The sequence below is a fragment of the Streptomyces galbus genome (genome assembly GCF_005280195.1).
In the GTDB taxonomy this organism is placed as follows: domain Bacteria; phylum Actinomycetota; class Actinomycetes; order Streptomycetales; family Streptomycetaceae; genus Streptomyces; species Streptomyces galbus.
The window spans coordinates 47,394-66,944 of the sequence record NZ_SZPR01000019.1; the positions used below are offsets into that span (position 1 = coordinate 47,394).

21 protein-coding genes are annotated in these 19,551 nt (G+C 73.0%); 16 read left to right on the forward strand and 5 right to left on the reverse strand.

Translation table 11 applies throughout. The features are described 5' to 3' along the window. Window positions 1–36 precede the first annotated feature (36 nt). Window positions 37–1,329 carry a hypothetical protein gene (locus tag E4U92_RS23445; RefSeq protein WP_137302437.1) on the reverse strand — a complete coding sequence of 431 codons (1,293 nt, stop codon included), beginning with the start codon at window positions 1,327–1,329 and terminating at the stop codon, window positions 37–39. 10 nt (window positions 1,330–1,339) lie between these two features. Beyond that, window positions 1,340–1,594, reverse strand: a complete 255-nt coding sequence (locus tag E4U92_RS23450) for a MoaD/ThiS family protein (protein ID WP_137302438.1) — start codon at window positions 1,592–1,594, stop codon at window positions 1,340–1,342. Window positions 1,595–1,673: 79 nt separating this feature from the next. Between E4U92_RS23450 and E4U92_RS23455 the strand changes: the two genes are divergently transcribed. Further along, the gene (locus E4U92_RS23455) at window positions 1,674–1,934 is read left to right on the forward strand and encodes a DUF3099 domain-containing protein (RefSeq protein WP_137302439.1); all 261 of its coding nucleotides are present in this window, start codon (window positions 1,674–1,676) and stop codon (window positions 1,932–1,934) included. A gap of 24 nt (window positions 1,935–1,958) precedes the next feature. Here the strand turns inward: E4U92_RS23455 and E4U92_RS23460 are convergent, their stop codons facing one another. Beyond that, window positions 1,959–2,321, reverse strand: a complete 363-nt coding sequence (locus tag E4U92_RS23460) for a DsrE family protein (RefSeq protein ID WP_137302440.1) — start codon at window positions 2,319–2,321, stop codon at window positions 1,959–1,961. A gap of 196 nt (window positions 2,322–2,517) precedes the next feature. On the opposite strand from E4U92_RS23460, the gene E4U92_RS23465 reads away from it, so the two are divergent. The 6 genes from E4U92_RS23465 to ygfZ all read left to right on the forward strand — a co-directional run bounded on the left by E4U92_RS23465 (window position 2,518) and on the right by ygfZ (window position 7,239). Continuing rightward, on the forward strand, window positions 2,518–3,195 hold the full coding sequence (locus tag E4U92_RS23465; protein WP_137302441.1) for a hypothetical protein: 678 nt from the start codon (window positions 2,518–2,520) through the stop codon (window positions 3,193–3,195). Further along, window positions 3,192–4,013 carry a hypothetical protein gene (locus E4U92_RS23470; RefSeq protein ID WP_137302442.1) on the forward strand — a complete coding sequence of 274 codons (822 nt, stop codon included), beginning with the start codon at window positions 3,192–3,194 and terminating at the stop codon, window positions 4,011–4,013. The genes E4U92_RS23465 and E4U92_RS23470 overlap by 4 nt, the downstream gene beginning before the upstream one ends. Continuing rightward, a complete protein-coding gene (locus E4U92_RS23475) occupies window positions 4,010–4,918 on the forward strand; it encodes a hypothetical protein (RefSeq protein WP_137302443.1) in 909 nt (302 codons plus the stop codon). Before E4U92_RS23470 ends, E4U92_RS23475 begins: the two co-directional genes overlap by 4 nt. Window positions 4,919–5,162: 244 nt before the next feature. Next, window positions 5,163–5,738: a heme-binding beta-barrel domain-containing protein gene (locus tag E4U92_RS23485; protein WP_137302444.1), complete on the forward strand. Its 576-nt coding sequence runs from the start codon at window positions 5,163–5,165 to the stop codon at window positions 5,736–5,738. An 88-nt stretch (window positions 5,739–5,826) separates the two neighbouring features. Then, complete coding sequence (locus tag E4U92_RS23490; RefSeq protein ID WP_137302445.1) at window positions 5,827–6,264, forward strand: Fur family transcriptional regulator; 438 nt, start codon at window positions 5,827–5,829, stop codon at window positions 6,262–6,264. 9 nt (window positions 6,265–6,273) lie between these two features. Further along, a complete protein-coding gene (ygfZ, locus tag E4U92_RS23495) occupies window positions 6,274–7,239 on the forward strand; it encodes a CAF17-like 4Fe-4S cluster assembly/insertion protein YgfZ (RefSeq protein ID WP_137302446.1) in 966 nt (321 codons plus the stop codon). A 23-nt stretch (window positions 7,240–7,262) separates the two neighbouring features. Here ygfZ and dtd read toward each other — a convergent pair whose 3' ends face one another. Beyond that, window positions 7,263–7,688, reverse strand: coding sequence for a D-aminoacyl-tRNA deacylase (gene dtd / locus E4U92_RS23500; RefSeq protein ID WP_137302447.1), 426 nt, complete (start codon window positions 7,686–7,688; stop codon window positions 7,263–7,265). Between the two features lie 158 nt (window positions 7,689–7,846). Between dtd and E4U92_RS23505 the strand changes: the two genes are divergently transcribed. The 3 genes from E4U92_RS23505 to E4U92_RS23515 all read left to right on the forward strand — a co-directional run bounded on the left by E4U92_RS23505 (window position 7,847) and on the right by E4U92_RS23515 (window position 11,165). Next, complete coding sequence (locus tag E4U92_RS23505; protein WP_137302448.1) at window positions 7,847–8,509, forward strand: RsiG family protein; 663 nt, start codon at window positions 7,847–7,849, stop codon at window positions 8,507–8,509. A 70-nt stretch (window positions 8,510–8,579) separates the two neighbouring features. Then, complete coding sequence (locus E4U92_RS23510; RefSeq protein ID WP_137302449.1) at window positions 8,580–9,854, forward strand: GNAT family N-acetyltransferase; 1,275 nt, start codon at window positions 8,580–8,582, stop codon at window positions 9,852–9,854. Between the two features lie 384 nt (window positions 9,855–10,238). Then, on the forward strand, window positions 10,239–11,165 hold the full coding sequence (locus E4U92_RS23515; protein ID WP_168725181.1) for a winged helix-turn-helix domain-containing protein: 927 nt from the start codon (window positions 10,239–10,241) through the stop codon (window positions 11,163–11,165). Here the strand turns inward: E4U92_RS23515 and E4U92_RS23520 are convergent. Next, window positions 11,155–11,337: a hypothetical protein gene (locus tag E4U92_RS23520; RefSeq protein WP_137302451.1), complete on the reverse strand. Its 183-nt coding sequence runs from the start codon at window positions 11,335–11,337 to the stop codon at window positions 11,155–11,157. The genes E4U92_RS23515 and E4U92_RS23520 overlap by 11 nt on opposite strands. A gap of 194 nt (window positions 11,338–11,531) precedes the next feature. Between E4U92_RS23520 and E4U92_RS23525 the strand changes: the two genes are divergently transcribed. The 6 genes from E4U92_RS23525 (at window position 11,532) to E4U92_RS23550 (ending at window position 19,549) form a co-directional block, all read left to right on the forward strand. Continuing rightward, window positions 11,532–12,413: a GntR family transcriptional regulator gene (locus E4U92_RS23525; RefSeq protein WP_137302452.1), complete on the forward strand. Its 882-nt coding sequence runs from the start codon at window positions 11,532–11,534 to the stop codon at window positions 12,411–12,413. Continuing rightward, complete coding sequence (locus E4U92_RS23530) at window positions 12,362–13,162, forward strand: HAD-IA family hydrolase (protein WP_168725182.1); 801 nt, start codon at window positions 12,362–12,364, stop codon at window positions 13,160–13,162. Before E4U92_RS23525 ends, E4U92_RS23530 begins: the two co-directional genes overlap by 52 nt. A 289-nt stretch (window positions 13,163–13,451) precedes the next feature. Continuing rightward, complete coding sequence (locus E4U92_RS23535; RefSeq protein ID WP_137302454.1) at window positions 13,452–15,632, forward strand: aminoglycoside phosphotransferase family protein; 2,181 nt, start codon at window positions 13,452–13,454, stop codon at window positions 15,630–15,632. Window positions 15,633–15,791: 159 nt separating this feature from the next. Beyond that, window positions 15,792–16,598, forward strand: coding sequence for a hypothetical protein (locus E4U92_RS23540; protein WP_229862577.1), 807 nt, complete (start codon window positions 15,792–15,794; stop codon window positions 16,596–16,598). A 123-nt stretch (window positions 16,599–16,721) separates the two neighbouring features. Continuing rightward, complete coding sequence (locus E4U92_RS23545; RefSeq protein ID WP_137302797.1) at window positions 16,722–17,300, forward strand: TetR family transcriptional regulator; 579 nt, start codon at window positions 16,722–16,724, stop codon at window positions 17,298–17,300. A 104-nt stretch (window positions 17,301–17,404) separates the two neighbouring features. Beyond that, entirely contained in the window at window positions 17,405–19,549 is a 2,145-nt protein-coding gene (locus E4U92_RS23550; RefSeq protein WP_137302456.1) for a HelD family protein, read from the forward strand. The last annotated feature ends 2 nt before the right edge of the window (window positions 19,550–19,551 follow it).

Here is a 19,551-nt window from a genome sequence, read left to right on the forward strand (position 1 = left end):
GGTCGATTGTCGATCAGCTGTGACACAGGGACGCCGTCACACCAGCGCCCGTCCCAGCACGTAGAACGCCGGGGCCGCCGCCGCGAGGGGCAGCGCCACGCCGGCCGTGAAGTGCACGAACCGGGACGGGTAGTCGTAGCTCGCGACCCGGTGTCCGATCAGCGCGCACACCGCGGCCCCCGCGCCGATCAGCGCGCCCGGCGCGCCCACGCCGGTCAGCCCGCCGACCGCGATGCCCGCGCCCGCGGCGGCGAGCAGCGCCACCACCACGGACACCGGTGTCGGCAGCGGCAGCGCCCGGGCCACCAGGGCGACGGCCACCGCGGCCGCGCCGACCGTCACCGCGTCCGGCTCGGCGGCCAGGCAGCCGGTCGCCAGGATCGCCAGGGCCGCCGAGGCGACCGTCGCCATCAGCCCGTACATCCGCTCGTCGGGGTCGGCGTGCGAACGGAGCTGCAGCACCAGGCAGAGCAGGACCCACACGCCGAGCGTCCCGAGGATCGCGGTGGGCGCGTCGTCCCGGCCGGCCACCAGCAGGGCGGCGTCGGAGACCAGCGCGCCGAGGAACGCCAGCGCGATGCCCTGCCGGGCGGGCCACATGCCGTTCAGCCGGAACCAGCCGGCCGCCGTCACCGCCTGCAGCACGACCAGCGGCACGAGCAGCGCGTACGACCCGAGCGCCGCCGTGCCCGACAGGAGCAGACCGAGCAGCGCGGTGAGCAGGGCCGGCTGCATGCCGGGCTCTATGACCGGCGAACGGCCCTCCAGGCGGGCCCGCTGGGCGTCGGTGATCCGGGCGTTCCCGGCCAGCGTGGCGGGACCGTACTCGGGCTCCTGGCCCGGGGCCGCCGCCTGAGGGACGGCGGGCGCGGCGGGGGCCGGTGCGGCCGGGGGGAGCGCCGCGTCGAACGGCTGGGGAGCGGGCTGGGCGGCCTGCTGCGGGGCGTACGCGTAGGCGTGCGCGGGGGACTGCGCGTCGGGGTACTGCTGCGCGGGCTGCTGCCCGTACGCCGACGGGGCCTGCGGGGCGTAAGGAGCCTGGGGGGCCTGCTGCTGCCAGGCGTCCGCCGCCGGGGTCGGGGGCAGGTAGGCCGTCTCGGCCGGGCCGGCCGCCGTCACCGGCGGCTGTGTGCTGGTCTCCCAGGTCTGGCCCTGCCACTGCTGGGTGTACTGGTCGTCGTACGGCTGCTCCTCGTACCGCCCGTACCCCGGCTCCTGCGGGTACGGCTGCTGCCCCGGCCAGGCGGCGGGCTGAGGGGACCCGTGGGCATCCTGCCCGTCCTGCCCCTCCGGGTACGGCTGGTACGGCTGGTACGGCTGATCGGTCATCGGTGTCTCGTCACCCTCCTGCGAACGGCGGAAGCACCTCGACCGTGCCGCCCTCGGCCAGCCGTACCGTCTCATGCGCGCGGGTCCCCACGGGGTCGCCGTCGACCAGGAACGAGCAGCGCAGCAGGACGCGCGTCAGCTCGCCGGGGTGCCGCTCGCGCACGGCGGCGAGTGCCTCGGCCAGGGTGACCGCGTCGTACGGCTCCTCGGCGACGCCCGCGGCGGCCTTGGCGGCGGCCCAGTAGCGCACCGTGACCTCTGCCATCTCGTCCCTCTGTCGGTCATGCGGAATCGGCTGTGAACACCGCTCAGGCTACTGGGCCCGCGCGGCCTACCCTGGACCCATGTACGCAAGGCGACGGCACGTGTACTTCGCCATGATGGGGACCTGTGTGGCCCTGTTCGTCCTGGCCTGGGGCGTCGTGCGCATCTGGTCGGTGCCCGCGGCCGTCGGCATGTGCGTCGTGGCCATGGTCATCCCGCCCCTCGCCGCGATGGTCGCCAACCGCCGCGGGCCCGAGGACCGCTGGTGGGACGACCCGTCCGGCGACCCGAAGTCCGACGAGTGGTGGGACGAACTGGACGGCCGCAAGCGCCCGCGGTAGGCGCGGCCGGGGTCCAGCGCCGCGTCAGTACACCAGTGCCTGGGTGTCGTCCGCCAGGGACTCCTGGACGAACACCTGGGCACCCGCGATGCGCACGCCCTCGATGACGTCCTTCTCCGTGATGTCCCGGCGGGCCGCGCACTGGGTGCACAGGGTGAGGCGGCCGCCCGCGAGGACCGCGTCGATGAGCTCGGGGAGCGGGGCCGCGTGCGGCAGCTCGAACTCCGCGGCCCGGCCCGGCAGCGCGAACCACGCCGATTCACCGGTCAGCCACAGCGACACCTCGACGCCGCTGGCGACGGCCACGGCCGCCACCGTGAACGCCTGCGAGCACCGCTCGGGCGCGTCGGCCCCCGCCGTCACCTTGATCACCAGCTTCTTCGCCATGACGGAATCGTAATCAACTCCTCCGCAACTACTTGTGGGGACCACGAGTCTCCTGTGCGCAGCCTCGACGGCATGCGCTTTCCTTCTGAGGGGGGACGTGGTGGAAGAACCCGAAAGATCAGAAATACCCGAAAGTCCCGGAAGCCCACAGGGCCCGGCCGGGCGGACGGGACGCCCGCGCGGCCGAACCGCGCTGATGGTCGCCGCGGCCGCCGTCCTCGGCACGCTGGCCGGCACCTGCGTCGGCTACCTCGTCCAGGTCGACCGCGACCCCACGCCGCTCCCGCCGCTCTCCCAGCCCGTGGTGGGACAGGCCGAGGGCAAGGTCGCGCCGCTGTCCGCGGCCCAGGACCGCCAGGTGGCGACCGACGGCGACCTGCGCAAGCTGCTGGTCGACCGGCCCAAGGGGACCAGGGCCGTCCCGTCCCTGCGCGAGGGCTGGCTGGACCTCGCCGACTACGCGGACACCTACAACAAACCGTCCGTCGCCTTCGTCGACGCCAACGGCGACGGCTTCCGCCGCGCGGTCGCCACCTCGTGGCGGGTGGGCGAGACGTACAGCGTCGTGATCCACCTGGTCCAGTTCCGCCAGAAGACCACCATGGGCGCGTCGGAGTGGGCCGACAACGGCAAGTACTGGGCCGAGGAGCGGGACCACACCCGTAGCTGGCCCCTCCCCGGCACCGGCGAGGACAACGGCATGGTCTACGTGCACGACGAGCCCGAACGCAAGGCCGGCTACCTCCCGCTGTACACGGCCGAGGCCCACGCCTGGCGCGGGGACGTCTACATGGAGATCTACGTGAACGACACCGAGCCGATCCCCAAGGCGAAGATCATGGACCTGGCGGAACGGCAGGTGGGCAAGCTGTGAGCGAGACAGTCCCCGAGCCCCACCCCGCCCCGGAGCCCGGCCCCGAGCCCGCCGCCCCGCCCGCCCGGCGCCACCGGCCCGCCCGGGTCGCCGCCGTCACCGGTGCCGCGCTGCTCGCCGCCGCGGTGCTCGGCGGCACCGGGTACACGGTCGTCGCCGTGCGGGGCGCCGACCGCGACCCCGGGCGGCCGACGTGGAAGCTGCCCGCCGAGGCCGAGGACCACAAGGCGGACGACGCCGGCCGGGACAAGGGTCTGAAGGCGCTGTTCCTGCCGTTCGGCGAGGACGGGCACGCCGTCGGCCCCGACGTCGGCGAGTTCGGCAACGACACGGAACTCAGCGGCGCCCGTGCCGCCGCACTGCAGAAGGACTCCCTGCGGGACCTGCCCGGCCCCACCCGCCGCAGGCTCCAGGAGCAGGTCGACAAGCAGCGCATCCAGGGCATGGCGATGCGCAGCTACCTCGTGAACTACGGGCAGGCCGTCGGCAGCCGGAACACCTTCACGGTGAGCGTCACGCTCGAGCGCATGGCGAACCGCACCGCCGTGCGCGACCTGTCGACCCTGTACACCGGGCTCCTCGGCGCCACCGACGTCTTCCGCAAGGCGCCGAAGATCCAGGGGCACAAGGACGCGGGGTGCTTCCTGACCCCCAAGGGCAAGAAGTACGGGCTGGAGAGCGCGATCTGCTCCGGATACGTCGGCGACGTGCTGGTCAGCGCCTATGCCAGCGGCCCCGTCCCGCTGTCCGGCGAGGACGTCGGCGCGTTCTTCACCGCCCAGCTCGACCGCATCGACAACCCGGGACAGGCCGTATGACCGAGCAACCGCAGACCACGGACGCCCCGGCGCGGGCCGCCGAGGAGCGGGCCCCCGAGACGCAGCCCGCCCCCGGGCCCCTCACCGTGCCCGGGCCCCTCACCGCACCCGCCCCCGACGTGCCCCCGGCTCCCGCGCCCCGCAAGGACCGGCGCGTGCTGCGGGCCGCCCTGCGCTGGACCGCCGTCGTCACCGTGTTCGCGGCCCTCGGCGCCGGCTCGGCGTACGGGATCACGCGGGCCGACCGGACGGACCTGCCCGGCCTGGCGACCGAGTCGGACGGGCGCTGGGCGTACCCGCGGATCGAGCGGCCGCCGCTGCCGCCGGGCAGGCCACGGCCGTTCGACGGCGACAACCTGGTCAACGCCCACTACGCGGACCTGCGCGCCCTGCTGCTGCCGGCCCCCGACGGGGCGCGGGACGACAAGGCGCTGCACGGCGCGGACGGCTGGCTGCCGGCGAAGGACCTGCTGTCCCAGTACGCCGCGGAGGCGGACCAGGAGGAACTCGGGCAGCTCCTGACCGACTACGGGCTGCGGCACGTCGCCGCCCGCGGCTGGACCACCGGCGACGGCACCCGGACCCGGATCTACCTGATGCAGTTCGGCACGGCGGAGGTCGTCGACGAGCTGTTCGGCACCCTCGTGACGTACGACAGCCCGGCGTACGCCCTCAGCGGCGCCGCCGAGACGACGAACGACGAGGCCTACCCGGCGTCGGCCGTGCCCGTCCAGGTCACGCGCTACGCCTACGACGAGGCCGAGCCGTACGGCCCCGAACAGGTGCGGCAGGCGTACGTCCAGGCGGGTGACGTGGTCGCGCTGGTCGTGCAGTCCCGCAAGGGCACCGCCGCGGCCGTGCCGTTCCAGCAGACCGTCACCCTGCAGTCCGAGCTGCTGGCCTGACCGGCCCCGCCCGCAAGGGCGTCCCTCGCACGGAGCCCCGGGTCCCGGCCGCGTAAGCTGGGGCCCGGCTCTGTGTACTCCCCCGCCGGGGGACCCTCCGATCCTCGCTCAAGGAGCATCCCGTGGAACTCTTCTTCGAAATTCTGCTGGTCCTGGTCTGCGTCGGCGTCCTCGCCTTCGCCGGTCTGACCGTGAAGAAGCTGTACCAGGGCCAGCGCTGACCCCTATCCAGGAACCGCCTCTCATGATCGAGATCCCGTCCGACCTCCACAAGAACCTGGTCCCGCTCGTCTTCCTGCTCGGCAACTGGGCCGGCGCGGGCGTGCACGACTTCCCCGGCGACGAGAAGTGCAACTTCGGCCAGGAGGTCAGCTTCACGCACGACGGCCGGGACTTCCTGGAATACCACTCCTACAGCTGGGTGCTGGACGAGGACGGCAACAAGGTGCGCCCGCTGGAGTCCGAGCACGGCTTCTGGCGGATCGACGACGAGCGCCGGGTCGAGGTGACCATGACCCGTGACGACGGCGTCGTCGAGATCTGGTACGGCGTCCTCGCCGACAAGAAGCCCCAGATCGACCTGGCCACGGACGCCGTCGCCCGCACCGCCGGCTCCCCGCCCTACAGCGGCGGCAAGCGGCTGTACGGCTACGTCAAGAGCGACCTGATGTGGGTGGGCGAGAAGCAGACGCCCGACGTCGCGCTGCGCCCCTACATGTCGGCCCAGCTCAAGAAGGTCGTCACCCCGGAGGACGTCGAGCGCTGGGCGAAGGCCCTGCCGGGCGACCTCCCGGACGACGGGATCGCCTTCTTCAAGTAGGGCGCCGCCCGGGCCGCCGCCGCCCCGGCGGCGGCCCGCGGTCCGCCGTCCCGGGGTGATCCGCACGACACGGCCTAGACTGGCCCGTGTGGTGAGCACCGACTGGAAGAGCGATCTGCGGGAGCGGGGTTACCGGCTGACCCCGCAGCGGCAACTCGTGCTCGAAGCCGTGGACACCCTGGAGCACGCGACCCCCGACGCCATCCTCGGCGAGGTGAGGAAGACGGCGTCCGGGGTCAACATCTCCACGGTGTACCGGACCCTGGAGCTCCTGGAGGAGCTCGGGCTGGTCAGCCACGCCCACCTGGGCCACGGGGCGCCGACGTACCACCTGGCCGACCGCCACCACCACATCCACCTGGTCTGCCGGGACTGCCAGAACGTCATCGAGGCGGACGTGGACGTGGCGGCGGACTTCACCGCGAAGCTGCGCGAGCAGTTCGGCTTCGACACCGACATGAAGCACTTCGCGATCTTCGGCCGCTGCCGGGACTGCTCGCTCAAGGGTTCAAGTACCGGGTCGTAGTCTTGAGGTATGAAGAGCCCCCTGCTGTCCCTGCCCGGCGCCGTCCCCGCCGAGGGCGTGGACGAAGGTGTCGCCGCGCACTACGGCGACCTGTTCCGTGAGCAGCGCACCCTCGCCGACGGCACCGGTTTCGTCGACCTCTCGCACCGAGGCGTCGTCACCGTCTCCGGCGAGGACCGGCTGAGCTGGCTGCACCTGCTGCTCACCCAGCACGTCAGCGAGCTGCCCGCCGGCCAGGCCACCGAGGCGCTGATCCTCTCCGCCCACGGCCACATCGAACACGCCTTGTACCTCGTCGACGACGGCACCACCGTGTGGGCCCACGTCGAGCCCGGCACCCAGGACGCGCTGCTCGCGTACCTGGAGTCGATGAAGTTCTTCTACCGGGTCGAGGTCGCCGACCGCACCGCCGACACCGCCGTCGTGCACCTGCCGGCCGGCTCCATCGCACCGGTCCCCGAGGGCGTCGTGGTCCGCGAGACGCCGTACGGCCGTGACCTGTTCCTGCCGCGCGCCGACCTGGAGTCCTACGCGGCCGAGGTCGGCTCCCCGGCCGGCATCCTGGCGTACGAGGCGCTGCGCGTGGAGCAGCACCGGCCGCGCCTCGGCTTCGAGACCGACCACCGGACCATCCCCCACGAGCTGGGCTGGATCGGCACCGCCGTGCACCTGCAGAAGGGCTGCTACCGCGGCCAGGAGACCGTCGCGCGGGTCCAGAACCTCGGCAAGCCGCCCCGCCGGCTGGTCTTCCTGCACCTGGACGGCAGCGAGGTGCACCTGCCGGCGCCCGGTACCGAGATCCGCGTCGCGGAGGAGGACCCCGACGGCCGCAAGGTCGGCTTCGTGACGTCGTCGGTGCGCCACTTCGAGCTGGGCCCGGTGGCCCTCGCCCTCGTCAAGCGCAACGTCCCCCTGGACGCCCGGCTCGTCGCCGGCGACACGGCCGCGGCGCAGGAGGCCGTCGTCGAGCCGTAGGACGGGCCGGGCCGAGACGCCTTCTAGATCTCCAGCAGGACGGTGAACGGGCCGTCGTTCGTCAGGGACACCCGCATCTGCGCCCCGAAGCGGCCCGTCGCCACCGTCGCGCCCAGCGCGCGGAGCCGGGCGACCACCTCGTCGACGAGGGGTTCGGCGACGTCGCCGGGGGCGGCCGCGTTCCAGGTGGGGCGGCGGCCCTTGCGGGCGTCGCCGTAGAGCGTGAACTGGCTGATGACGAGGAGCGGCGCGTCGACGTCGCTGCACGACTTCTCGTCGTGCAGCATGCGCACCGACCACAGCTTGCGGGCGAGCTGGGCCGCCTTCTCCTTCGTGTCCTCGTGCGTGACCCCGACGAGGACGCACAGTCCCTCGCCCTCGATCGCGCCCACCGTCTCGCCGTCCACGACGACGCTCGCGCCGTCGACCCGCTGTACCACCGCTCGCATGCGGCCCATCATGCCCTGTGCCCGGCAACCCCCGTACCGGGCCTTCTTTTTGTCCCTAAGCCCCCATCTGGGGCCGTTCGGGGGCACTCGGTCACATAGCGGCCACTTGGGGTGGCACGATGCTTCCCACACGCCGGTCGAGGGGACGGTAGAGGCACATGAGCACACCGAGTACCGGGCGGTCGGGCACGGCCACCCAGCGCACGCCCGTGCAACGCACCGACAGTCCGCGGCTGCCCGCGCACCCACCCGGCGCGGCGGAAGCGTTCGAGGCGCCCGGCGCGGCAGCGCAGTCCGAGGCGCCCGGCACCCGTGAGGTGGCCGACCCGGCGCCCGGGCACGACCTGTCCCGGCTGAGCCTGCCGCAGTTGCGCACCCTGCGCCGGGACGCCCAGCGCGACGAGGCCGACCTCAGCTACCTGCGGCGGCTCCTGCAGGGCCGGATCGACATCCTGCGCGCGGAGCTGACCCGGCGCGGTCCCACGCCGCCCGGGGACGGGGACGTGGTGGCCCGGCTGCCGGAGATCCTGACCGACGCCCCGGCCCGCCAGCGCTCCTCCGCCCGGCACGTCACGGTCGGCGTCCCGCACAGCGAGGAGTACCGGCGGCTGGCCGCCGACATGCTCGACGAGGTGGAGCTGTCCGACCTGGGCGCCCGCACCGACACCGAGCTGCGCGACGCGATGGCCCGCCTCGTCCGCTACGAGCAGCAGGTCTCCCGCCGCCGCCAGGTCCTCCAGCTCACGGCCGACGACTGCGGCGCGGAGATCACCCGCCGCTACCGGGAGGGCGAGGCCCAGGTGGACGACCTGCTGGTGTAGCGGGGGCAGGGGCGGGGCGGCGCGCGGAAAACCGGGCGACACCGCCGTGCCGTGTGCCTACCGTGGCCCCATGACCACCCCTGCCGAGTCCGCCTCCCGTGCCGACGCCCTCGACGTACGTCCCGTCACCGAGGCCGGGACGGCGGACTGGAGCCGGGCCCTGGACGTCGGCTTCCTGCGCAGCGGCGGGCTCTCCGAGCGGGAGCTGGCCGACCGGGCGACGGGGATCGACCCCGAGCGGACCCTGGGGGCGTTCGACGCGGGCCGGTGCGTGGCGACGTTCCGGTCGTTCCCGCAGGAGCTGACGGCCGTCGGGGGCGCGGCCGTCGCCGCCGACGCGATCACCAACGTCTCCGTGCACCCCACCCACCGCCGCCGGGGCCTGCTCACCCGCATGATGAGCCGGGACCTGGCCGCGGCGAAGGAGCGCGGGGACACCGTCGCCACCCTGATCGCCGCCGAGTACCCGATCTACGGCCGCTTCGGCTTCGGACCGGCCACCTGGGCCGCGCAGTGGAGCGTCGACGTGCCGCGCACCGGCCTCGACCGGCGCCGCCCGGTGCCCGACGACGGCGGCCGCATCGACCTCGCCGACGGCGCGGAGGTCCGCAAGCTCGGCCCCGGGCTGTACGACCGGGTGCGCCGCGCGCTGCCCGGCGCGATCGACCGGCCCGAGCGCTGGTGGCAGGTGGCCACCGGGGTGCTGCGGACCCGCCGGGAGTGGACCGAGCCGTTCTTCGCCGTGTACCGCTCGCCGGCCGGCGAGGTCGAGGGCATGGTGGCGTACCGCACGGACGACCGGTGGGGCGACGCCAAGCAGCCGCTGAACACCGCGTCGGTGCTCTGGCTGGTGGGCAGCACGCCCGCCGCCGAGCGGGCGCTGTGGCACTACCTGTGCTCGATCGACTGGGTCACCACGGTCACCTCCGGCGACCGCGCGCCCGACGACCTGCTCCCGCTGTTCCTGCCGGACCCGCGCGCCGCCCGGATCACGATGCGGGCGGACTGGATGTGGGTGCGGCTCCTGGACGTCGTACGGGCCCTGGAGGCGCGGACGTACGCGGGGGAGGGCGAGCTGGTGCTGGAGGTGGTGGACCGCGCGGGGCTGACCGGGGGCCGGCACCTGCTGACGGCGTCGCGCGAGGGGGGCTCCTGCGTCCCGAGCTCGCGGAGCGCCGACCTCACGCTGGACGTGGCCGACCTGGCGTCGCTGTGGCTGGGCGGCGAGTCGGCGGTGCGGCTCGCGGCGGCGGGCCGGGTGCGGGAGGAACGGACGGGCGCCGCCCGGAAGGCCGACGCCCTGCTGCGTACGCCCAGGCAACCGTGGTGCCCGGACATCTTCTGAGGGCGGTTCCTCCCGGACGGCGACGGTGGTGGTGCGGTATCCGTGGCTGTTCGGTTGTGGCGGTGCGGCGCCGGTGTCGTCGCACCGGCATTCAGTTGTGGCTGTGCGGGTCGTGCTCGGTGTTCGGTTGTGGCTGTGCCCGGTCTTGGGTTGTGACTGTGCCGGCTGTGCTCGCTGTGCGGTTGTGGCTGTGCGCTCGTGGCGGCCGTGCTGATCGCGGTGGCCGTGTGCCGGACTCCCGGCTCCCCTCCGGAAGGGAGCCCGACCAACCACCAGGAAGCGTGACCATGTCGGGGAAGTTGGCAGCCAACTTCACTGTACTTATGTCCTCCGGGAAGCGTCTCATAACCATCTCTCCGTGAACTGCCGGAAGATGGCGGGAAGTTGTACTGTTCGGACGTGGAGCCGGAGCACGCCTCCGCCAGTGGGCGGAAAAGGCAACAGCGGCCACAGACATCACACCGCGAGGTGGCCGACGAGCTGCGCGCCAGGATCAGGTCCGGGGTGCTGCGGCCGGGGCAGCGCATGCCCACCCAGGCCAAGCTGGCCGATGAGTTCGGAGTGGAACGGGGTGCCGTACGGCAGGCCCTGCGCATCCTCCAGGCGGAGCACCTCCTCACCAACGTCTCCAAGGGCGCACCGGCCACCGTGGCCCCCGACCTGGGGCTGAGCCGGATCCCCGCCGGCCCGGGGGCGGCGCCGCAGCCGACGATGGTGGCGCTGGCACCGCGGATCGCGGAGGCGTTCGCGGCGGAGCACGTGGAGATCGACGCGCTCTGCCTGACCTCCGTCTCGCTCACACTTGCCATCGGCGAACCCCTCCGGCAGATTCACGCGGGCCGACTGAATCCGGCCAAGGTCGACGTGCGGGTGCTGCTGCCGTCGCGGGACATCGACCTGGCGTTCCCGGCGCCGGTGGCCGACGGCTCGGCCGCCGCCCGGCTGCGCCGGCACTGGCTCACCCACCGCAACGCGCAGGTGCAGGTGCTGCGGCACAACCTGCTGGCGCTGCGCAGCACGCACCGCATCGACGTGGACGTCACCTTCCGCGCGCTGCCGTTCACCCCGCCGGTCAAGCTGTACCTCCTCAACGGCACGGAGGCGCTCTTCGCGTACTACACGCTGGAGCGGCGCGAGCAGCTCATCGACCAGGAGCAGTTGCAGATGTACGACGCCGAGGGCACCCGCTCGATGCTGTTCGCCTTCGAGCAGGGTGCCGGGCTGCGGGACACGACGTTCGTGGAGCAGTCCCACCTGTGGTTCGACGCGCTGTGGGAGACGATCAGTTCGCCGCTCGTGCTCACGAACTGACCGCCGGCCCGGTGACCAGCACCGCGAGGATCACGGCACCGAGGGAGACGGCGGCGGGGATCCTGGCCCGCAGGCCGACGGTCAGCAGGAACAGCCCGGCGGCGCCGGCGGTGCCGTACTTCCACTGGACGGCCTGTTCGAGGACTGCGGAGAGGAGGGCGTAGGCAGGCACGGTCTTCCTCCCTTCGGAGGGTCCGGTCGTGCGGGGGCGGGGACGCGAAGGCCCGCACTCCGGTGGAGGGGAGGCAAACCTTCCGCCAACTCGCTCCGAGTTGGCAACCAACTTCACTAAGGTTGTCCCCACTTGGTACCAACTCTCAAACAGCTTTCCGGCAACTCCCCGCAGATGGATCTGAGTTGTAGCGTTTGGTTGTGACCCAGGAGAACGTGGCAGTGAACGGCAGCAGGCGGCTCACCCCCCAGGAGATCGCCGACGTCCTGCGCGAACGCATCCGCGTCGGCGAGCTCAGGGCGGGCGACCGGCTGCCCACCCAGGCCGAACTCGCGGAGGAGTTCGGCGTGGAACGGGGCACCGTCCGCCAGGCCCTGCGCGCCCTCCAGGAGGACGGCCTGCTGACCCATGTGAGCAAGGGGAGCCCACCGCGGATCGCGGAGCTGCAGCCGACGGGCGGCGACACCCCGCTGCCGACGACGGTCGGACTCGCGCCCCGCCTCACGAAGGCGTTCGCCGCCCGCGAGGTGTGCGTCGACGTGGTCAGCCACACCTCCGAGACCCTGATGCTGGCCCTCGGCGAGCCCGTCCGCCGGATATACGACGGCTCCAGCCGCCCCCAGAGCATCCGCTTCCGTGTGCTGCTGCCTTCGCGGGACATCAACCTCGCCTTCCCGGTCCTCGTCGACGGGCACACCGCCGACGACCCGGTCCACGAGCGCTGGCTGGCCATGCGCAACGCCCAGGCCCAGGTGCTGCGCCACAACCTGCTGGCCCTGCGCTCGGTGCACAACATCGACGTGAGCGTCACCTTCCGCGCCCTGCCGTTCACCCCGCCGGTCAAGCTGTACCTCCTCAACGGCGAGGAAGCGCTGCTCGGCTACTACATGCTCGAACGCCGGGAGGAGGAGTACGACAGCCGGACCCTGGAGATGTGGGACGCCCTCGGCTCGGAGTCCCTCCTGTTCTCCTTCGAGAAGCAGTCCGGCGCACGGGACGCCGCGTTCGTCAAGGAATCCCAGAAGTGGTTCGACGCCCTCTGGGAAACCATCACCACGGACCTGACACTCTCCTAGTGACTTCTGATACGGCGCAGACGGAACAGGTGGCATCCGAGACCAGGAACGGGACCGCGGAGATGCGGGAGCTGATCACTCGTGCACAGGTCGTGCTGTGGGACTTCGACGGACCGGTCTGCCGGCTGTTCGCCGGCCACTCGGCGGAGCACGTGGCCGAAGGCCTGGTGGAATGGCTCGGGAACCGGGGTCTGCACGGTCTGCTGACGGAGGCCGAGGTCGAGTCCCTGGACCCGCACGTGGTCCTGCGCGCCGTGGACCGCCGGCGGCCCGGCAGCGACCTGGTGGCCGAGCTGGAGGAGCGCCTCACCGAGGAGGAGCTCAAGGCCGCGTCGTCGGCGATGCCCACGGCCTGGGCCGACCCGCTGATCCGCACCTGGTCCGCGGTCGGCTCCCGACTGGCGATCACCACCAACAACTCGCCCCGGGTGGTGGCCAAGTACCTCGCGGGCCGCGGGCTCACCCCCTGCTTCGCCCCGCACGTCTACGGCCGCACCCAGGACCTCCACCTCCTCAAGCCGCACCCGCACTGCCTGCAGCGGGCCCTGGCGGCGATGGGCTGTGCTCCGCACGCGGCCCTGATGATCGGGGACACCCCGTCGGACTTCCTGGCCGCGCGGGCCGCCGGAGTGCCGTTCCTCGGCTACGCCCGCAACGAGCGCAAGGAGAAGGTGCTGCGGGAAGCGGGTGCCACGGCGATCGTGGGGTCGCTGGAACAGGTCCTGAGGGCGGTCCGGGGGCAGCCCTGACGGCGGGCGTGGAGACCGGGCGTGGGGGCCGGAGAGCCTGGTTCGAGCGGGTCTCGACTCATCTCACAGGGGCGCCCCGGTCGGTGCGCTAGCATCCCCCCAACGCGCGAGCAACCGCTCCCGCCCGTACCGAGGAGACGGTGGACGAAGCGCCGTCGTACGGCCTGACGCGGAAGAGTGGCGGACCACCCGTTGCGCCCACCCCGCCGCCGTTCCGGTCGCTGACGCGGGGTCATGCGTCTACCGTTCGTCCTACCCATTCAGCAGCATGCGAGTCACGGAGCGGCCAGTGGTCGAGCCTCTTGTTCCCCGTCGCACCCAGGGGGAGCGGGCCGTCGGTCGACCGCAGACCGCCCTTGAGTCGTTCGTCAGGGCCGCGCGAGGAACTGCGGCGCGCAGCGGCCACCACAACCTGAACCACGTCCGTCCGCTCACCGAGGACGTGGCCCGGCTGGTGGGCCGGCCGCCCGGGACGCAGGTCACGGTGCGGATCCGCCGTCCTGACGTGCTGCCCGTGGTCATCAGGACCTGGCAGGACGAGGCAGCCGTCCTCAGGGCCGTCGGCAGCGTCCTGCCCGCCCCCGAGTGCCTGGTGAGGACACCGGAGTTCGCCCTCCACAGCTATGTGGAAGGCGTGCCGCTCTCCAGCGTCAACGGAGACGGCAAGCCCGTCGACACCCTGCTCGTCCAGGCGCTGGCCGACCTGCTGGCACGGATGACCCAGGTACGCAGGGCGGTGCTGCCCCCGCTGCCGCCCGAGTGGCCCGCCAACCACACCGACAGCCAGGCCTTCCTCCGCACGCTGGCCCACCTCGCCGACCGGCAGATCCGGAAGCCCAACTGGCCGGTCTTCGGCGGTCTGTTCAAGGCTCTCGGCATCCCCGACGACGCTCTTTCGGATCTGGCCGACCGCGTCCCGTCCCTCGCCCGCCGGCCGTACAGCCTGCTCCACACGGACCTGCACCGCGCCAACGTGATACTCGCCTACGACGGTGAGCCTCCGCTCATCTGCGTCGACTGGGAGCTGGCCACCTTCGGCGACCCGTTGCACGACCTGGCGACCCACCTGGTGCGTATGCACTACCCGGCCGATCAGTGGGACGAGGTGATCCAGGCATGGCTGACGGCCATGCAGAGAACCCGCCCCGCGGCCGTCAACGGACTGGCCCGTGACCTGCCGCACTACCTGGACTTCGAGTGGGCGCAGTCCGTGTACCCGGACGTCATGCGGGCCGCGTCGTCCCTCCTGGAGTCCTGCACCGGCAAGCGCCTGGACGAGGCGACGACGGAGGTGCACCGGGCGCTCGAGACGGCCGCCGGACCGCTGCGCCTGAGCAGTGTCCCGGCCAAGAGCGAGATCGAGCGGGCACTCGTCCGCTGGCTGGCCTCCCAGGGCGAGGGGAGGGGAGACGGCTGGATCCGCAACGCCCTCGGCTGGCGGCCCGACCCGCGCGTCCCGGAGGACCGGGGCTTCCCCGCGCGGGCCGTGCGGGAAGCCCTGCTGGCCGAGGGTGCCGCGCCGGCCGACCGGGTGTTCAAGGGCACGGCCCACCTGAACACCGTGGTCCGTCTGCCCGGCGTCGCGCCCGTGGTCGTACGCCGCAAGCTCCCCGGTGTCTCCCGCAGGGAGCCCAAGTACCTCAGCGAGCACGCGGTGTTGCAGGCGATCCACGAGTGCGGTGCCGAGGTCGCGGCACCGCGCGTCCTCGCCCTGGGCGAGAGCCATGGCGACGATCCCTTCGCCATCCAGACGTACGTCGGCGGTACGGACATCGACCAGCGGCCTCGGCATCCGGTCGACGGCCTGCTCCCGCACGAGGCGGACGGGCTCGTGGACCAGCTCTGCGCCCTGACGCGGGTGGACTACAAGCGCGTCGACCCGACCGCCGGAGAGGGCGGCTTCTACCCGTGGCTCGTGGACGAGCTCGTCCACCTGGTACGGACGTTGCCGAACGAGTCGAGCCAACTGGCCCGCACCCTCGGTCTCCCGGACCACGACCGGCTGCGCGAACTGCTGTCCCGCCATCAGGTCGCCCGCCGTCGCCCCAGCCTGCTGCACGGCGACCTCAACCCCTGGAACCTGGTCCGCCGGGACGACCGCCTCGGCGTCACCATCATCGACTGGGAGATGGCGATCGTCGGCGACCCCCTGTACGACCTGGTGAGGCACATGCACCTCACCCCCACCCGGCGCGAGATCAGGGACCGCATGTTCCGCCGGTGGGAGAGCAGGCTGCCGCCCGAGTGCACCCGCGACTGGCGCCGGGACCGGCGTGTCTACCGCTGGTTCGAACTCGTCCGATCGGCCTACATCGACCTCGACCGCCTGGTCACCGGGTCCGGCATGGACGCCCCGAACGTCCGGCGCGCGGTGGACTCGTACGCCCAGACCCTCGCCGCCGCCACCGCCGCCCTGGGTTTGCCCGTACCACGGACGGCCAATCCCCATCTTGCCGTCGCCCTCGCGTAGGGGGACCATGACAGGGCTCGACTCCGGTTCTTCCAGGGGCGCTTGACGTCCGCAGGACGTGGCGCGAGGGGGGGCGGCATGTCCGTACGGGGGAGTGTGGCGACGGGCGATGCCGGCGTGGGAGACCGATTGCGCCGGTACCAGGACCGTCTGGAACCAGTGGTCACACGCGTCCTGTTGCTCGGCATCTTCGTCACCGGTCTGACCGCCCAGTTCATCAAGCCGGTCGGTGACGCCCTGGAGGGCAAGGCCTACCTCGGCGGCGCGCTGCTCAGCCTGGTCGGATACGTCCTCTACGACACGGTCAAGGACTTGTCGGTCTCCCTGCGACTGCCCAGCCGGGGGCAGGTCAACTCCCGGGAGCTGGGGCTGTTCGTGAGCGAGGCGTTCCGGGCGCGGACCGTGGACATCAGGTTCCTCGGCTACACGGGGGAGACCCTCTACAACGAGCTCTACCACCGCCTCGAAGGGCTGCTGGAGGACCCCGGGCCGACACGGCACGTCACCATCCGCGTGCTCGTCCCGGACTTCGGTCGGCCGATGACGGTGCCGTCACGCGTGGGCGAGGACGGTCGGCCGGTCGACGACCCGGACTTCCGCAAACGCCTCGAAGGCAAGTGCCAGGAGTTCGACGAGACGCTGTCCGGTCTCGCCGAGCGGCTCACGGCCGTCGGACGGGTCAACGCCCACTGCGAGTACCGCCTCTATCCGGGTGTGCCGCGCGACAAGATCTGTGTCTTCAACCGGGAGATGGTGCTGCACGGGCTGTACGACGTGACGGCCCGCACCGTCCTGCGCAGCGCCGGCTCCGAGCACTACGACCCGAAGGGATACCGCACGGACCTCAATGTGTGGTCCCCGGAGGGCGTCGAGGGCTCCAAGACGGTCGTCGCCACGTGGAACAAGCACCTGGACGACCTGTGGACCCTCGCCTCGCCGCCGCCTTGGCGGGGACCCCGCCGCTGAACCCCGAACCGCGGGCGGCGCGAAGGACAGAACGGCTGCTCCCGGGCCCCGCTGCGTAGGCTCACCCCCGTGAGCGATGACCCGACGCGGGCCACGGGCCTGCGGGAGCGCAAGAAGCAGCGGATGTACGCGTCCGTGTCGGAGACGGCCATCCGGCTCTTCCTGGAGCGCGGTTTCGACGCCGTGTCCGTCGCCGAGGTGGCCGCCGCGGCGGAGATCTCCAAGCCGACGCTGTTCCGGTACTTCCCGGCCAAGGAGGACCTGGTCCTGTACCGGATCGCCGACCACGAGCGGGAGGCGGCGCGGGTCGTCGAGGCCGCGCCGGACGTGCCGCCCCTGCGGGCCCTGCGCCGCCACTTCCTCGAACGGCTCGCCGCCGACGACCCCGTCACCGGCCTCAACGACCACCCCCAGGTCGTCGCCTTCCACTCCCTGGTCTACGGCACCCCGTCCCTGGTCGCCCGCATGTACCGCCACCTCGAACGCTCCGAGGCCGCGCTGGCCGAGGCCCTCGGCGGCGACCTGGAGTCCCGGCTCGCGGCCGGGCAGGTCGTCGCGGTGCAGCGCATCCTCGCCGAGGAGAACTTCCGGCGCGTCGCCGCGGGCGAGCCGGTGGACGCCGTACGGCCGGACGCCGTAGCAGCGGCGGAACGGGCCTTCGGCCTGCTGGAGGAGGGGCTGCGGCGGTTCGCCTCCGCGTAGGGGCAGGCAGGGCGGGGGTCGAGCCGGGCGCCGTCACGGGGACGCCCCAGTGAGTCGCAGTAAAAAACGTTACTCGGTAACGTAATCCGGCGTATCCTCGGCGCATGACCGACTCCGCCGCCCCTGCCTCCAGCCCCTCCCACGACACTCGACACGAGGCCGCCCGGCACGTCGATCACGACCTCCACCCCCAGCTCCACCGTGAGCGCGCCCACCACGACCGCTGCCGCGCCGCCCTCGCCGCCATGGTCGCCGGCGCCCAGGAGCAGGTCGTCATCGGCGAGGACGTCTCCGCCTCCGGTGCCGACGCCGAGGTCCTCGGCCGCCGCCTCCGCAGCCACGCCAAAGCGCTGCGCGAACTGCCCGAGGGCCCGTTGTTCTTCGGCCGGCTGGACTTCGGCGACGAGGGCCCGGGAGCCGGTCTGGGCGGGCTGCACATCGGGCGCCTGCGCATCGGGGAGCACCCGGCCGCCCCGCCGCTCGTCGTCGACTGGCGCGCCCCCGTCTCCCGCGCCTTCTACCAGGCGAGCGCCGGTGACCCGCAGGGCGTCGTCGTCCGCCGCCGGTTCGGCTGGGCGCCGGGCAGCCGGGGTGACTCAGCCGACCTCACCGGGTTCGAGGACGAGCACCTGGGCGCACGCGCGGGGGAGGGCCCGGCCACCTCCCGGCCGGCCGCCGCCCCGAGCGCGCTGCTCGCCCAGGAGATCGAACGCCCCCGCGTCGGCCCCATGCGGGACATCGCCGCCACCATCCAGCCCGAGCAGGACGACCTCGTGCGGGGCGGCCTCGGCGACACCGTGTGCGTCCAGGGCGCCCCCGGCACCGGCAAGACCGCCGTGGGCCTGCACCGCGCCGCCTACCTCCTCTACACCCACCCCCAGCGCATCCACCGCGGCGGCCTGCTCGTCCTCGGCCCGCACCGCGCCTTCCTCTCCTACATCGCCGAGGTCCTGCCCTCCCTCGGCGAGACGGGCGTACGGCAGTCGACCCTGCACGACGAGATCGCCCGCCACCCGGTGACCGGCACCGACAGCGACCTGGCCGCGGGCGTCAAGCACGACGCCCGGATGGCGGAGGTGCTGCGCCGGGCGCTCCACGCACGCGTGAGCGCCGACCGCGCGACCGGCCTCGTCATCGCCGAGGACTCCTACCGGTGGCGCGTCACACGCGACGAACTCGCCGCGATCGTCGCGGGGGTGCGCGCCGAGGAGCCGCCGTACGCGATCGGGCGGGAGCGGGTGCGGGCCCGGATCGTGCGGCGGATCCAGGACCAGGCCGAGCGCCGGGCCGGGCCGCGCCCCGCCTCCTGGGTGCGGCGCGTCGAGCGGGCACGGGTGGTGAGCGCCTGCGTGGAGGCCGTCTGGCCGAAGGTGCGGCCGGAGGAGATCGTCGCCGAACTGTTCATCGACCGCGAGGCGTTGGCGTCGGCGGCCGAGGGCCTGCTCGACCCGGCCGAGCAGGCATCGCTGCGCCCGCCGCGTCCCCCGCGCTCCTGGAAGTCCGTGCGCTGGACGGCCGCCGACCAGGTGCTGCTCGACGAGGTCGCCGGACTGATCGACCACCCGGAGGGCTACGGCCATGTCGTGGTCGACGAGGCGCAGGACCTCTCCCCGATGGAGTGCCGGGCCATCGCCCGCCGGGTCCGCTTCGGCTCCCTCACCGTCCTCGGCGACCTGGCCCAGGGCACGACCCCGTGGGCCGCGCGGTCCTGGCCGGTGCAGATGGCCCACCTCGGCCGGCCCGGGGCGCCCGTCGTCCCCCTCACCACGGGCTTCCGGGTGCCGGCCGCAGTGGCAGGCCTCGCCAACCGGCTCCTCGCCCACCTCGACGTGGACGTACCGCCCGCGCGGTCCCTGCGCACGGACGGCGAACTGCGCCTGCGCCGCGCGGACGGCGACTTGCTCACCGCGGTCACCGACGCGGTGCGCGAGGCCCTGGGCCGCGAGGGCTCCGTCGGCGTCGTCACGGCGGACGCCCACACGGACGGGGTCCGCCGCGCCCTCGCGGCGGCCGGCATCGCGACGTCCGGGCCGGAGACCACCGCGGACCGGGTGACCGTGGTCCCCGCGAGCGTGGTGAAGGGCCTGGAGTACGACCACGTCGTCGCCGTGGAGCCGGCGGCGATCGCGGAGACCCGCCCCCGTGGGCTGCACCGGCTGTACGTGGTGCTCACGCGCGCGGTGTCGCGGCTGGACGTGGTGTACGCGCGGGGGCTGCCGTGGGAGGAGGCGGAGGGGCTGCCCATCTGAGG